16 protein-coding genes and 1 pseudogene are annotated in these 13913 nt (G+C 44.1%); all 17 read right to left on the bottom strand.

Annotated features, from left to right (window positions below):
- Positions 1-2 precede the first annotated feature (2 nt).
- The gene (gene flhF / locus JOJ89_RS09530; RefSeq protein WP_203290164.1) at positions 3-1073 is read right to left on the bottom strand and encodes a flagellar biosynthesis GTPase FlhF; all 1071 of its coding nucleotides are present in this window, start codon (positions 1071-1073) and stop codon (positions 3-5) included.
- The gene (gene flhA, locus JOJ89_RS09525) at positions 1070-3100 is read right to left on the bottom strand and encodes a flagellar biosynthesis protein FlhA (RefSeq protein WP_203290163.1); all 2031 of its coding nucleotides are present in this window, start codon (positions 3098-3100) and stop codon (positions 1070-1072) included. Before flhA ends, flhF begins: the two co-directional genes overlap by 4 nt.
- A 42-nt stretch (positions 3101-3142) precedes the next feature.
- The gene (gene flhB / locus JOJ89_RS09520) at positions 3143-4225 is read right to left on the bottom strand and encodes a flagellar biosynthesis protein FlhB (protein ID WP_029281302.1); all 1083 of its coding nucleotides are present in this window, start codon (positions 4223-4225) and stop codon (positions 3143-3145) included.
- Position 4226: 1 nt separating this feature from the next.
- On the bottom strand, positions 4227-5000 hold the full coding sequence (gene fliR / locus JOJ89_RS09515; RefSeq protein ID WP_029565609.1) for a flagellar biosynthetic protein FliR: 774 nt from the start codon (positions 4998-5000) through the stop codon (positions 4227-4229).
- Between the two features lie 4 nt (positions 5001-5004).
- Complete coding sequence (fliQ, locus tag JOJ89_RS09510) at positions 5005-5274, bottom strand: flagellar biosynthesis protein FliQ (protein ID WP_029281306.1); 270 nt, start codon at positions 5272-5274, stop codon at positions 5005-5007.
- A 14-nt stretch (positions 5275-5288) separates the two neighbouring features.
- Entirely contained in the window at positions 5289-5954 is a 666-nt protein-coding gene (gene fliP / locus JOJ89_RS09505; RefSeq protein WP_029281308.1) for a flagellar type III secretion system pore protein FliP, read from the bottom strand.
- Positions 5951-6574, bottom strand: a complete 624-nt coding sequence (locus tag JOJ89_RS09500; RefSeq protein ID WP_242524682.1) for a flagellar biosynthetic protein FliO — start codon at positions 6572-6574, stop codon at positions 5951-5953. Before JOJ89_RS09500 ends, fliP begins: the two co-directional genes overlap by 4 nt.
- A gap of 17 nt (positions 6575-6591) precedes the next feature.
- Entirely contained in the window at positions 6592-6954 is a 363-nt protein-coding gene (locus JOJ89_RS09495) for a chemotaxis protein CheY (protein ID WP_029281312.1), read from the bottom strand.
- A gap of 19 nt (positions 6955-6973) precedes the next feature.
- The gene (gene fliY / locus JOJ89_RS09490; protein WP_035206634.1) at positions 6974-8062 is read right to left on the bottom strand and encodes a flagellar motor switch phosphatase FliY; all 1089 of its coding nucleotides are present in this window, start codon (positions 8060-8062) and stop codon (positions 6974-6976) included.
- A 4-nt stretch (positions 8063-8066) separates the two neighbouring features.
- Positions 8067-9065, bottom strand: a complete 999-nt coding sequence (fliM, locus tag JOJ89_RS09485; protein ID WP_029281316.1) for a flagellar motor switch protein FliM — start codon at positions 9063-9065, stop codon at positions 8067-8069.
- A 35-nt stretch (positions 9066-9100) separates the two neighbouring features.
- Positions 9101-9532: a flagellar basal body-associated protein FliL gene (fliL, locus tag JOJ89_RS09480; RefSeq protein WP_029281318.1), complete on the bottom strand. Its 432-nt coding sequence runs from the start codon at positions 9530-9532 to the stop codon at positions 9101-9103.
- Entirely contained in the window at positions 9525-9746 is a 222-nt protein-coding gene (locus JOJ89_RS09475) for a flagellar FlbD family protein (protein WP_029281320.1), read from the bottom strand. Before JOJ89_RS09475 ends, fliL begins: the two co-directional genes overlap by 8 nt.
- A gap of 32 nt (positions 9747-9778) precedes the next feature.
- Positions 9779-10327, bottom strand: a complete 549-nt coding sequence (locus JOJ89_RS21380) for a flagellar hook-basal body complex protein (protein WP_481825274.1) — start codon at positions 10325-10327, stop codon at positions 9779-9781.
- Between the two features lie 65 nt (positions 10328-10392).
- Positions 10393-10703, bottom strand: a pseudogene (locus JOJ89_RS21375) (flagellar hook-basal body complex protein); the annotation flags it as partial.
- A 47-nt stretch (positions 10704-10750) separates the two neighbouring features.
- Positions 10751-11185, bottom strand: a complete 435-nt coding sequence (gene flgD, locus JOJ89_RS09465) for a flagellar hook assembly protein FlgD (protein WP_029565606.1) — start codon at positions 11183-11185, stop codon at positions 10751-10753.
- Positions 11186-11198: 13 nt separating this feature from the next.
- Positions 11199-13304 carry a flagellar hook-length control protein FliK gene (locus JOJ89_RS09460; RefSeq protein WP_203290162.1) on the bottom strand — a complete coding sequence of 702 codons (2106 nt, stop codon included), beginning with the start codon at positions 13302-13304 and terminating at the stop codon, positions 11199-11201.
- A 27-nt stretch (positions 13305-13331) separates the two neighbouring features.
- Positions 13332-13901 carry a MotE family protein gene (locus JOJ89_RS09455; RefSeq protein WP_029565604.1) on the bottom strand — a complete coding sequence of 190 codons (570 nt, stop codon included), beginning with the start codon at positions 13899-13901 and terminating at the stop codon, positions 13332-13334.
- Positions 13902-13913 lie beyond the last annotated feature (12 nt).

Genomic DNA, 13913 nt, shown 5'->3' with positions numbered 1-13913 from the left:
TTTTACCTCATAATCTCCTCTGCCATCATTTTTGGGGAAGCCGGCATAATGTCATCAGGAACGTTCTGGCCATTAGAAATGTATGAAACGCCAAGCCCGGCAAACTGAACGAAATCATACAGGGAACCTTTAGCGGCTGTTTCATCTATTTTTGTAAAGATCAGCTTTTCCGGATTCATTGCACTGAAATTCAGGTAGATCTCCTGCATGTCGCTGTACTTGGAAGCAGCCGAGAGCACAAGAAAGGTTTCTGTGTCATCATTTGCTCCAAACAGATCCTTTAATTCCTGAACGAACTCTTTGTTCCTGTAGTTTCTTCCGGCTGTATCAATAAATACGGCATCCATTTCAGCAAGGCTTTCTTTTGCTTCCTTCACATCTTCAGCGGTATAGCAGACTTTGAGCGGAGCATTTAAAATACCTGCATACGTTCTGATCTGGTCAATCGCTGCAATTCTGTATGTATCAGTTGTGATAAAGGCAATTTTTTTCTTTTCTTTTAACATGCTTTCAGCTGCAAGCTTTGCAAGAGTGGTTGTTTTCCCAACTCCGGTAGGACCCGCGGCCAAAATATATTTTTTCTCATGAGAGATCCCATTAAAGGGGAAAGCCGCCAGTTTCTCGGCCATGACTTCAGATGCTTTCAGCACCAAGTCCTGCAGGGTACGTTCCCCCTCCAATTCTCTTAATTCAGAGAGAATGTCTGCTCTTCCCTGCACTTCCTTTTCAGCCAGAAACCGTTCAAGCTCTTTCAGCTCTTGAGGCAGATTGTCCGCTTCTTCTTGTTCACGGAGCGATTTTACAAGGCTCTTCACTTCTCTCATTTCGGTCAGCAGAGAGGTTTCTGAAAGGATTTCCTGCGCCGGCTCCTTTTTAGGAGCCGGCATTGTCCTGAAGACAGGGTCCGGATCATGCCCTGCGATGACTTCTACCTTTTTTTGGGCAAAGAAACCGAGTATTCCTCCTTTATAAACATGCTTGGAGCTTAAGATAACAGCATCCTTGCCAAGATCATTTTTAATTTGCTGCATGGCTTCCTGCATATTTGCTGCAAGAAATTTTTTTACCTTCATGCAATATTCACCAACCCAACGCTCTGAACTTCAACATTTGCCTCAAGCTCATTGTAGGAAAGCACAGGAAGCTGAGGAAAGTAACGGTCAATCAGCTGCCTTACATACATCCTTACTGCAGGAGAACAGAGCAGAATCGGTGTTTGCTCCTGCAGGGAAAGCTGTTCTACTTCTTTAGCAATGGATTCAATAATGGCCTGAGAAAGATCCGGATCCATCGCAAGATAATTCCCGTGCTCAGTCTGCTGAACACCGTCAGCTACTGCTTTTTCGACTTTCCCTGACAGAGTGACTACTTTTAAAGTATCTCCGGCTGTATACTGTCCCGTAATTTGCTTTGCAAGTGCCTGTCTCGTATACTCGCAGAGCAGATCAGGATCTGATGTCAATTTCCCGTAGTCAGCAAGTGCTTCAAAGATAACCGGCAGATTGCGGATGGATACTTTTTCTTTTAAAAGCTTGGAAAGCACCTTCTGAATGTCTCCGATGGCAAGCGGGGAAGGCGTAACCTCTTCAGCAAGAATAGGATACGTTTCCCTAAGATGATCAAGCAGCTGTTTCGTTTCCTGTCTTCCAAGCAGCTCGTGCGCATGTCTTTTAATCGTTTCTGTCATATGAGTCGATACAACGGACGGAGGATCAACAACTGTATAACCGAACATTTCCGCCGCATCTTTATTTTCTTCCGTTATCCATTTTGCAGGCAGCCCGAAGGAAGGTTCAATCGTACCGATTCCTTCAATTGAATCATCTTCAATACCTGGAGCCATTGCGAGGAAATGGTCGAGAAGAATTTCGCCTTTCGCGACCTCGGTCCCTTTCAGCTTAAGTCTGTATTCATTCGGCTGAAGCTGAATGTTGTCACGGATGCGGACAACAGGAATAACAAGGCCCAGTTCAATGGCAAGCTGTCTTCTGATCATGACAATCCGGTCAAGCAGGTCTCCGCCTTGATTTGCATCTGCAAGCGGTATAAGGCCATAGCCGAATTCAAACTCAATCGGATCCACATTCAGCAGCTGCACGACACTTTCCGGTGATTTCATTTCATCCAGTTCAATCTCTTCCTCAGCGGCTTCTTCTGTTTCAGGGAGTTTCTCTTTTTTGGAAATCAAGTAACCTCCTGCTCCAAAAGCGGCAGCGATCGGCACTGTGACAAACAATCCGATTGGCGTAAACAATCCAAGAAGCAAAATCGTTCCTGCAGCTACATACATCATTTTCGGATAGGCGAAAAGCTGACTTGTAATATCCGATCCCAGATTTCCGTCTGAAGCTGCTCTTGTTACGACAATACCCGTTGCAGTGGAGATAAGCAGCGCAGGAATCTGGCTGACAATCCCGTCTCCGACTGTGAGCATTGTAAAGTGGGATGCAGCGTCGCCAAATCCCATGCCTAGCTGCATCATGCCGATAATGATTCCGAAAATCATATTGATGATGACAATGATGATGCCTGCAATCGCATCTCCCTTTACGAACTTGCTCGCACCGTCCATCGCCCCGTAGAAATCAGCTTCTCTGGATACTTTCTCGCGGCGTGATCTTGCCTGCTGTTCAGAGATGACACCGGCGTTGAGATCTGCATCTATACTCATCTGCTTTCCCGGCATCGCATCTAGCGTAAAGCGGGCAGCTACCTCTGAGACACGCTCAGAGCCCTTTGTGATCACAACAAACTGGATGATGATCAGGATTAAAAACACGACAAACCCGACCAGGACATTTCCTCCGACAACGAAGGTTCCGAACGTTTCAACAACTCCTCCCGCTTCCCCTTTAGAGAGAATGGAACGGGTAGTGGAAACATTCAGCCCCAGCCTGAAAAGGGTCAGCAGCAAAAGCAGGGATGGGAAGATGGCAAAATCCAGCGGCTCCTTCATGTTCATGGATGTAAGCAGCACTAGAAGAGCAAGCGTAATATTAAGCATGATCATCAGGCTCAACAGCCATGTAGGAAACGGGATAATGAGCATCGCAACAATTAAAATAACACTAAGCAATACAGTTAGATCTTTTGCTTGCATCAGGTACCTCTCTTTCTGTGAAAACGCAGGCATGGCAGGTTCTTATCCCTTATTTTTCAGCTGATACACGTAAGCCAGAATTTCAGCTATCGCTTTAAAAAACTCTTCCGGCACAGCCCTGCCGATATCAACCTGATCGTATAACGCTCTGGCTAAAGGACGATTTTCAATCATCGTCACATTGTTTGTTTTCGCCGTTTCTTTGATTTTCTGAGCGACAAAATCGACTCCTTTAGCAACAACGAACGGTGCATCCATTTTATCTTCGTCATATTTAAGGGCAATTGCGTAATGAGTCGGATTTGTAATCACTACATCAGCCCCCGGTACATCCTGCATCATTCTGCGTGTTGCCATTTCCCGTTGCTTTTGCTTAATTCTCGACTTGATCAGCGGATCTCCCTCGGACTTTTTAAACTCGTCTTTTAAATCCTGTTTTGACATCCGGATATTTTTCTCGAAATCATATTTTTGATAAAAATAATCGAGAAGCGAGAGGAAAAGCAGGGCAATGGATGCGAACAGCCCCATTTGAAAGGCAAGCTTTGAAACAAATAGAAACGCTTTTTCAACCGACAGCTTTGAAAGCGACAGAATCCCGTCCATCTGAAACCAGATAACGGAAAATGTGACAGCCCCGACAAACGAAATTTTCAGAATGGATTTCAGCAGTTCAACAACAGCTCTGAGCGAATAAATCCGCTTAAATCCCTGAATTGGATTGATTTTTTCCAGTTTCATCTGCACTGCTTCAGTCGAAAATAAAAACCCGACCTGCAAGTAATTCCCCGCGATCCCTGCAATCAGGGCAACACCCATGATCGGTCCGACCATATACGCAGACTGAACAGCAATCTGCATCATTAATTCATGGACATTTTTCTCCGACAATTGAAGCAGCAAGGTCTCCTGCAGCGAAGATTTCATCAATGCAAGAAGCTGCTTCATCATAAATGGTCCAATAAACAGAAAGGCAAGGAATACCGTGAGAAGGCCGATGGCTGTATTTACATCTGCACTCTTTGCAACCTGCCCCTTTTTTCTGACGTCTTCGCGTTTTCTCGGGGTGGCTTTTTCTGTTTTTTCTCCTGAAAAGAACTGCAGGTCCAGTTTTATAAATTCCATGTCAGCCTCCGGCAAAAAGTTGCATCAAATTTCTCATCGTTTCAATCATCATTTCCATCACATGCTGAATGAGCATAAAAATAGAGCCCATAACAAGAATAAGCATCACAAAGCTGACTCCGATCTTAAGAGGCAGACCTACGACGAAAATATTCAGCTGCGGAACAGTCCGCGCGGTGATTCCAAGGGCAAGGTCCACCAAAAAGAGAGAAGCAGCGACAGGAAAGGACATTTGGAACGCGATCAGAAACATTGCGCTGAATGCTTTCGTGATTAATAGTGCTGCACTTCCATCACCAAGAGGAAACAATTCTCCTCTAAGAGGAATAAATTGATAGCTGTAAAACACACCGTCCAAAAGCAGATGATGCGCATTTATGCTCAGCATGAACAAAAGCGCCAAGACATTCAGAAACTGCCCGATCAGCGGACTTTGAGAGCCTGTCTGGGGATCGATAATATTTGCAATAGCAAAGCCCGTCTGAAAATCAATTAAACTTCCGGCGATTTGGACAGCAGCGAGCATCAAGTAAGCAGAAAACCCGATCATGAGGCCAATTATCACTTCTTTCAGCACCAGAAGAACAAATTCTCCGCCTATTTCTACAGGTTCCGGCTGAACAGATGAAAAAACAATGACTGATAAAAAGAATGAAAAACCAATTTTGTGCTGCTGTGGAATCGTTCTGTATGAAAACAGCGGCATTGTAACAAAAAAAGCGCTCATTCTTGCAAAAATAAGCAAAAATGCCGGAATATACTCAATGACATTCATTCTCTTATCCTACAAACCGGTCAAGGTTGCCCAAAATGTCCTGTGCGTACGAAATGATCGTAGACAGCATCCATGGACCGAAAAAAATCAGCCCGACAAGAACCCCGACAATTTTCGGAACAAACGCAAGCGTTTGTTCCTGTATTTGAGTTGTGGCCTGAAAGATACTTACTGCAAGTCCAATGATCAGTGCAATGGCAAGCAGCGGCCCGCAAATAATCAGCGTAGTATAAATCGCTTTTTCTGCTATAGAAATTACAAATTCAGAACTCATCTTTTATCTCCTGTTCAAAAGCTTTGAAGCAATGATTTCACAACCAGGTACCACCCATCCACAAGAACGAACAGAAGGATTTTAAATGGCAGAGAAATCATCACGGGAGGGAGCATCATCATCCCCATAGACATCAAAATACTCGCTACAACCATATCAATGACCAAAAAAGGAATGAAAATCATAAATCCAATTTGAAAGGCTGTCTTGATCTCACTTATTGCAAACGCAGGAACAAGTGCAGTCAAAGGGATATCTTCAACTGACTTGGGCTTTTCAAGATTGGCATATTGAAGAAACAGCGCAAGGTCTTTCTGCCTTGTATGTTTGCTCATAAATTCCTTGAGCGGAAGCGATGCCTTATCATATGCCTCCTCAAGACCGATTTCTTCATTGAATAGAGGTGTCAGCGCCTGCTGATTGATATCAGAAAAAACCGGGGCCATGATAAAAAAAGTTAAAAACAAAGCAATTCCGATCAGGATCTGATTAGGCGGCATCTGCTGAGTGGCAAGAGACGTCCTGACAAATGAAAGCACGATGATGATTCTCGTGAAGCATGTCATCAAAATCAGAATGCTTGGAGCGAGAGAAAGGACAGTCAGCAAAAGCAGCAGCTTGACAGATGTGCTTACATTCGCAGCATCGCTTGAGCTGAATATTTCTATAAATTCGTTCATTCTTTGCTGTCCTTTCTCTTTATTTCTTCAAATGCGGAATGCCGGTCATTTCTCAAGCGAAGAAGCTGGTCTTTAAATGAAGCCAAAGGTTTTTCTTCCCGGGAACCGGATGCCCCGGTTAGTCCGGACAGATTTTTAACCCAATCCGGCTGAACCTTGTGCTGCATAAACTTTTCCTCATGAAGCCTGACAATTTCTTTGCATTCTTCTTCGTCATCTATTTCCTTCAGCAGCTGGACACTGTCTGAAACCCCGACGACAAGAATACTGCCGCCGACCTTCACCAGCTGTACACTCCTGTTCTGCCCCACATTTGTTCCGCCAAGATTCTCTATGTATTTGGATGAAGCGTTCAGCCTGTTTCTTCCCGCTGTAAACTTAATAAGCATATAAATTAAGAAAAGGACAAAACCAGTAGCAAGAATCATTTTAATAAAATCCCATGCTGATACCCCGGGAGCAGCCGCGACTTCCTTCTGGCCTTCAGGACTTGAAGGCCGGTCGTTTTTCACCCAGTCAGAAACGGTGCCTGATTCCTGTCCGGCAAAAACTTGAACGGGCTCATTAACAAGCAGACAGAAACAGAAGGACAGCAAAAACCATAGCCATTTTGTATTCACGTGCTGATATTCTCCCTTTAGCTTAATGTTTTATTGATTGCTTCAAGCACCCGGTCTGCCTGAAACGGCTTCACGATAAAATCCTTCGCGCCAGCCTGAATCGCATCAATGACCATTGCCTGCTGACCCATGGCAGAACACATGATAACCCGTGCATGAGGATTCATTTTTTTAATTTCCTTTAAAGCCGTTATTCCGTCCATCTCAGGCATCGTGATATCCATTGTGACAAGATCAGGATGGTGTTCTTTGTATTTTTCTACTGCCTGCGCCCCGTCAGCAGCCTCTGCAACCACATCAAACCCGTTCTTTGTCAAAATATCTTTGATCATCATTCTCATAAAAGCTGCGTCATCCACAATCATAATTTTATGTGCCATGTTCGTCTCTCCCTAAAAATTACTTAATTCTGTTTAAGCGTTCGGACTGGCTCAGGATATCTGTCACCCGCACACCGAAGTTTTCCTCGATGACTACGACTTCTCCCTGAGCAACAATTTTATTGTTGATCAGTATATCAACAGGCTCTCCTGCAAGTTTATCAAGTTCAATAATGGATCCCGCGGACAGTTCAAGAATCTCTTTCACTGAACGCTTCGTTCTGCCAAGTTCAACCGTTACTTTAAGCGGAATATCAAGCAGCATATCAAGATTTTTCATGTCGCTTTTAGGTACTGTCACCTGGTCAAATGAAGAAAATTCTGCCGGTTTCACTTCAACCGGACTAGGTTTGTAGTGGACTTCTTCCTCCTGAACCGGTATTTGAGGCGGCGCCTGCTGCTGATAGGCTTTATTAGGCATTGTCTCAATTGCAGCTGCCGGTTCCGGCGGATTCATCAGTTCATCAACAAGACCCTTTGCAAAATGGAGGGGAAGCAGCTGCATGATTTCTGAATCGATCAGAGTTCCTACTTTGATTCTGAATGCAACCTTCAAAAAAGGATCATCCTGCGGTAGCGCCTCTGTCCCTTCTCCGCCTTTTAAATCAAGAAGTTCTATAGATGGAGGAGAAATATCGACTTTTTTATTGAAGATCGTCGACATAGATGTAGCAGCAGAACCCATCATTTGATTCATAGCTTCCTGCACGGCGCTGATCATAATGTCATTCAGCTCTGTATCTGTTATTTCACCGTTGCCGCCGATCATTAAGTCCGCGATGATCGCTGCATCACTCTGTTTAATCACAAGCAGGTTGCTTCCTGTAAACCCTTCAGTATAATTCACTTCGATCGCGACATATGGATGCGGAAATTCATCTGCAAGCTTTTGCCTTTGAATGACTGACACTGTCGGAGTTGTGATGTCCACTTTTTGCTGAAGAAGAGTCGACAGCGCTGTTGCAGAACTTCCAAATGAAATATTTCCGATTTCACCGATTGTGTCCTGCTCCATTAATGTAAGGTAATCTTCTATTAAATTATCAGAATCATAGTCGCTGCTCCCGCTGCCATTCAGCAGGGCATCGATTTCATCCTGAGATAACATCCCGTTACTCACTTTCTTTTTGCCCCCCTTGGTATTGTCCCAACACTTGCACAGCCGATTTCCGCCTGATTTTTCCGGGCTGCCCGGTGAATTTTGGCTGGTCTCCAATTTTAATGATCAAAGGCTGATCTATTGACGTTTCAAGCTGGATGACATCTCCTGCTGAAATATCCAAAAACTCCTGTACGGTAATTTCTGAATATCCAAGCTCCGCTGTTACCTCAAGTTCTGCACCATGAATTTTCTTTTCAAGAGCGTTCACTTCAGCTTCTTTTGGCTCTTTTCGCTCGGACTGCATCCAAAAATGAACGCTCAGCCTAGGCATGATCGGCTCAAGAACGACATGCGGTATGCATATGTTTATCATCCCGCTGGTATCGCCGATCTGCGTGTTTAATGAAATGACAACGACGGTTTCATTTGGCGATACCAGTTGGAGAAACTGCGGATTCACCTCAAGCTTCATATCCGCAGGTTCAATATCATACACAGATCCCCAGGCCTCTCTGTAATTATCGAGAGATTTTTCAAACAGGTTTGTCATAATTTTCGTCTCAATCTCAGTCAATGAAGTCGAGTGGCTAATTCCTGTACCATGACCTCCCATCAGCCTGTCCATCATGGCATAGGCGATGTTACGGTTTACTTCCATAAGGACTCTGCCATTCAGCGGTCTTGCTTCAAATACGTTTAATACGGTCATCTTTGGAATTGAACGGATAAATTCCTCATATGGAAGCTGGTCAACAGCTCCGGCTGTAATTTGAACGTACGTGCGGAGCTGAGCGGAAAAATACGTCGTCAATAGCCTTGCAAAATTTTCATGAATTCTAGTTAAGCTTCTGATTTGGTCTTTTGAAAAGCGCAGCGCTCTCTTAAAATCGTAAACCTTTACTTTCTTTTCCGTTTCTTCCTTTTTCAGTTCATCTGCATCCATCTCTCCTGAAGAGATTGCAGACAGCAGGGCATCTATTTCACTCTGGGACAGTATCTCGCTTGACATCATTCACACCTCCTGCGCACAGAATTTTTGCAAGATTACTGGATAATATAGGAGGTTGTGTATACCTTCTTGATTTCGCCCTTTTGCAGTAATTCATTCACTTGTTTTTGCACGGTCTTTTTAAATGCATTCATGCCTTCTTTTCCGTCAAGTTCTTCGGCCGTTATGCTTGAAAGCTCAGAAATAATGATATCTCTTACTTGAAATTCTCTTTTTTCAAGCTCTTCCTTCGCTTTTTTGCTGTCCGTTTCAAGCTTGAAGGAAAGCCGGACAATATTATCGCTTGAGAGATTTGTCGTGATTTCGGGAAGATCATAGGATTGAGCAATAACATCATCAATGGATGGTCCTTTTTCTTTTGCTTCAGCAGTACCCATGAAATTTGTTACGATAACAAGTGCTGTCACCCCTACAAGCGTGATCGACGTAATAATGACAAGCATGATCGTCATTAGTTTTTTATTCATCTTCCTTCACCTCCGCAGAAGCAGCTGCATGCATGATATGAATCTCCTGGTAAAACTTCTTGATTCTCTCAGCAACCTCTGCTTCAGATTCCTTCACTACAAATTTCTTTCCATTTGTCAGTGTGATGGTTGTATCGGGAAAGGACTCTATCTGTTCCATATAAATGGCATTCAGTCTAAACGGTTTGCCGTTTAATCTTGTCAGTAAAATCAATTTATTCGGGGTACAGCCCCCTGCCCCCTAACCTATCGTTTTAAGTTCATCAGTTCCTGAAGGATTTCATCTGAAGTGGTGATCACTTTTGTGTTGGACTGGAAACCGCGCTGTGCAACAATCATGTCTGTGAATTCCTCTGCGAGATCTACGTTGGACATTTCGAGGAATCCGGTCATGATTGTTGCAGAACCGTTTTGGCCAGGGATATCAAGTTCTGCTAGTTCCCATGTATTATTGTTGTTTTTATCGATAGTTCCTGAGTTGCTTGACTCTTTATAAAGATTTCCTCCAACTTTTTCAAGCCCTCCGTCGTTCGCAAAATTCGCTACGCGTATTTGGCCGCTGACTCGTAATTGACCGCCTGAATCGACAAAAGAAACAGTTCCATCAGGGCCAATATTAAAGCTCTTTGCATCCAGAGGAATTTGTAAAAGTCCTGCAGAATTACTAGTACCCGTTCCAAAGCCGGCATTTGTTTTTTGACCAGCTTCACCAATTAAGTAGTAGCCGTCTGCAGTAACAAGGTAACCCTGATCATCAAGATAGAAGTTGCCTGCTCGTGTGTAACTTAAATCCACAGCATCTTCTATAGGTCCGTTAATCTTATTTGTAGTAAAATCAACACTTCCTTTAATTGTCCCAACCGCAAAAAATCCGTCTCCTGCAAGCGCAAGGTCAAGAGTCCGTCCCGTTGATTGGTTAGCCCCCCCCGGTGTGAATCGTATCGATAGAACTAAGTGCCGATCCAAGACCAACCTGCTTGGCGTTCATGCCGCTTGTGTTGGCAGTAGCAGCACTAGCGCCTGCCATTTGCTGGCTCATAAGATCTTTGTAAGTCACACGGCCTTTTTTGAATCCGTACGTATTGACGTTTGCGATGTTATTTCCGATGACATCAAGCTTTGTTTGAAAGTTTTTCATTCCGCTTACTCCTGAGTACAATGAACGCAACATATAAAATCTCTCCCTGTTTTTTTATCATTTTGACCTATTTGCACGCTTTAGGAAGCGGATGCTTCCGTTACTTTTGTGACAAAAGCACTTGGCACTTCGTCTCCGTTTTGCATTTCGAGTATGATATCCGGACCGGATTGTTTGATGGATTTTACAATTCCAGTTTTTGCTTCACCGTCTTCTGTTTTCCAGTCAATTTGCTTCCCTATCATCTCAGAGTATTTCAAGATGCCGTCATTCACCTGAACCTGTATGAAGCTGCTCATTTGTGTATTCAAGTTGGTCATCTGCTCCAGTGATGAAAAGCTTGCCATCTGTGAAATGAATTCTTTATCTTCCATAGGATTAAGAGGATCCTGGTTTTGCAGCTGTGCAATAAGTATTTTCAGGAAATCATCTTTTCCGAGACTTGATTTCCCTCCAGTTCTGACAGCTGCAGTTGAAGAAAGGAAAAGTCCCGAGTCAATCGTATTTTGAGCCATTATTTAACTCCTTTTATGTCAGCATGTTCAGATGATCCTTGAATGAATCCGGCTCTTCAGCGCGGTCTTCCTCACTCTGTTCTTTTTCCGGCTGCCTTTCGTCCTGATGGCGTTCGCGGAAAGAGTCCGGCTGTTCCCCGTATACGTCAAATCTGTCTACAGCAATTTGAAACGCCGGAAGGGCTGCTTTGAGATGCTGAATACTTTGTTCCACAAGCTCTTTTGCAGACGAGGTTGAGGTAATAATTTTTGCAGTCGTTTCCCCGTTCAGCCTCTGAAGCTTTACTGTCAGGAGGCCAAGATGCTCAGGCGCAAGTCGGATTGTCATTTGGGAAAATCCGTTTAAAGCAAAAGCAGGTTTTGCTCTTTTAAACACCTCTGTAATCTGGGCTGAAAATTCCCGTTTAACCGGCTCATCCTGATTCTCCTTTAATTCAGGGGAAGCATTTAGCTTTACCTCTGTAAGTCCCGGTGAAGGCTGATGCACAGTACTGTTCCCGTCCTTGTTGAACAATTGCTGCCATTCATTCTTCATTTCCGGCAAGCCTGGACTGCGCATGTGATTCTCCGTCACATTTACCTCCAATTGTTTGAGGTCTGCCTGAAAATTACCTATGGATTCAGGAACCTGCGGCCTGTTTCCATTGCTGGATTCAGCTGCAGCCGGTCTGAAATAGCCTTTACTCAGAAGCTGATGGACAGCCTCCTGTTTTCCCCCGCCTGGTTCTATTTCTTTTTTCAGCGGAAGGCGGCCGATGTCAGGCTTTTCTGTATAACTGCCTTTTTGAAGGATCTGAAGGATCTGATTCCCTTCTAGTTGTGACTGCAGATTTTTCAGTGAAGAAATCGTTCTATTTAAGTCTGTACTGACTGCAGCGCTTATCTCTTCAATAAGACGGGCAAGACCCTGTTCTCCGCCTGCAGAAAAAATACGGTGAAGCGGCTTTAAAATGGCCGCAAGTTTATCAATCGCATTCATGCTTACAACGGTTTTCTCCGGCTGGTTGTTAAGTTCCATGTCCTCTTTAATCTGACTCGTTCTATCTGAATGCCCCAATTCCAAAACATTACTTACCGCTTGCTTAATGGCAGTTAAAATATGTCCCCCAATGGTTTCATCATTAGAAGGTGTACTGAATAATGGACTTCCTGCAAACAATGTTTGCTGTGCATGTCCCCTAAACGAGTTCACTATACCGTCATGACGGGTAATGCTCCCTGCATGCTGTGAATCTTTCAGCAAGTCAGCCAGAGGCTCACTGTTTTCACCTATTGTTTGTACAGCGAAAAGTTCCTTTTCAGATGGCTGATCCTGGACAATGGATGTTTCCTGTCCTGAAATTTGTCTGGCATATCCGGAAGCTTTAGGAGCGGCATGTCTGCCTGTGAATAGAAAAGCCTTTTCTTCGGCCGCTTTATTTTCTTCTGCCTTTTGCGGCATGTTTACTTCAACCGTTTTTTCCATCTGCTGCTCGATTTCTTCTGTTATTGCTTTTGCTTCAGCCCGAATCGGATCAAAACTCCCCTTTGGTAAAACGGGGATATCTTCTGAATACTGACTCATCCCCACCGTTTCAGTCATCCCGGTGTCGTCGTTCGCTGTTTTTTTCGCCCGCTGGAATTCTGCTTCGGGAGCTTCTGGAACGTCATGAGCATTGGTCATATGTGATATTCCGCCGGTTTCAGCTTGACGTTTTGGAGCATCTCCTCCTGCAAAACCTGCCTTGATTTCAGGACCGGTGATTTCATTTGCTCCAATTGGATCCCTATGCTCATCAGCAGGTTCTGTTTCATTTTTCAAAAACCTGCCTAACCGTGTTACTATCTGAGCAGGAATCATCTTGTCCGCAGGCGGCTGCATGCCATATGGAGTTGCTTCAGTCATCACGGCTTCATTTATCCCCAGCTCCTTGATCAGCTCTTTGAATGCAGCTTCTAATTCAGGATCAGCGTTTTCCGTTTTCTCATCAAAAATGTCACTTTGCCCTTCTGTCTCAGTACTGCCTGCCGCATCGGCACTGCCAAGAAGTAAGGATAAAAAGGAAACCTGTACCCCTGAACCCGCCTTTCCGTCATTGTTCATGAGCGAAACCGGGCCAGCCGGAAACGTAATTTTCAACCTGCATCCCCCTTTGTCTCTTGCAAACTAGGAATCTGAAAGCATATTTGTGTATTTAGCGGCGTCTTCCGGACTCATTTTCTCCAGAACAGAAATAACTTGATCATCACCAATAGCTTTCAGAATCTTTAATGCTTCTTCATTAGAAAGCAGCGGAATGATTGCTGCGGCTTTTTTGCTTGTCATTTTATCGTAAAGTTTGGCGACATCCCGTCCGTTTTCCCCTTCGGCTGCTGCCGTTTTCAGCTGTTCTTCCATAGATCTTAATTCCTGGCTCAGACGCTGAATCTCTTTCTCTTTTAAGTCCCTGTCATTTTCAAGGGCAGCTATATCCTGCTGCTGTCGTTTTATTTCTGACTTTTGAAGCTCATTTTCATCTTTGAGTTCTTTTTCTGCAGAAGACTTTGCGTGACCGGATGCTTTCTGTTCTGCCGAAATCCCCGGCAGCAGCGCGGCAGTTTCTTTAAGTTTTCCGGTTACGTCAATTCCTGCAACAGTTAAAATGACCGCAATGAAGGTTACCGTAAAAAAGAAAGGGATGATGACAACAAAGAGCAGCCATTGGAATTTTCCAGTTTCTTTTTCATCGTTTTTCACTTTCGCTTTTCA

Origin of the sequence: Metabacillus sp. cB07, assembly GCF_016839225.1 — a bacterium.
Classification (GTDB): domain Bacteria; phylum Bacillota; class Bacilli; order Bacillales; family Bacillaceae; genus Bacillus_P; species Bacillus_P indicus.
This window is presented reverse-complemented; position numbering and strand designations above follow the sequence as displayed.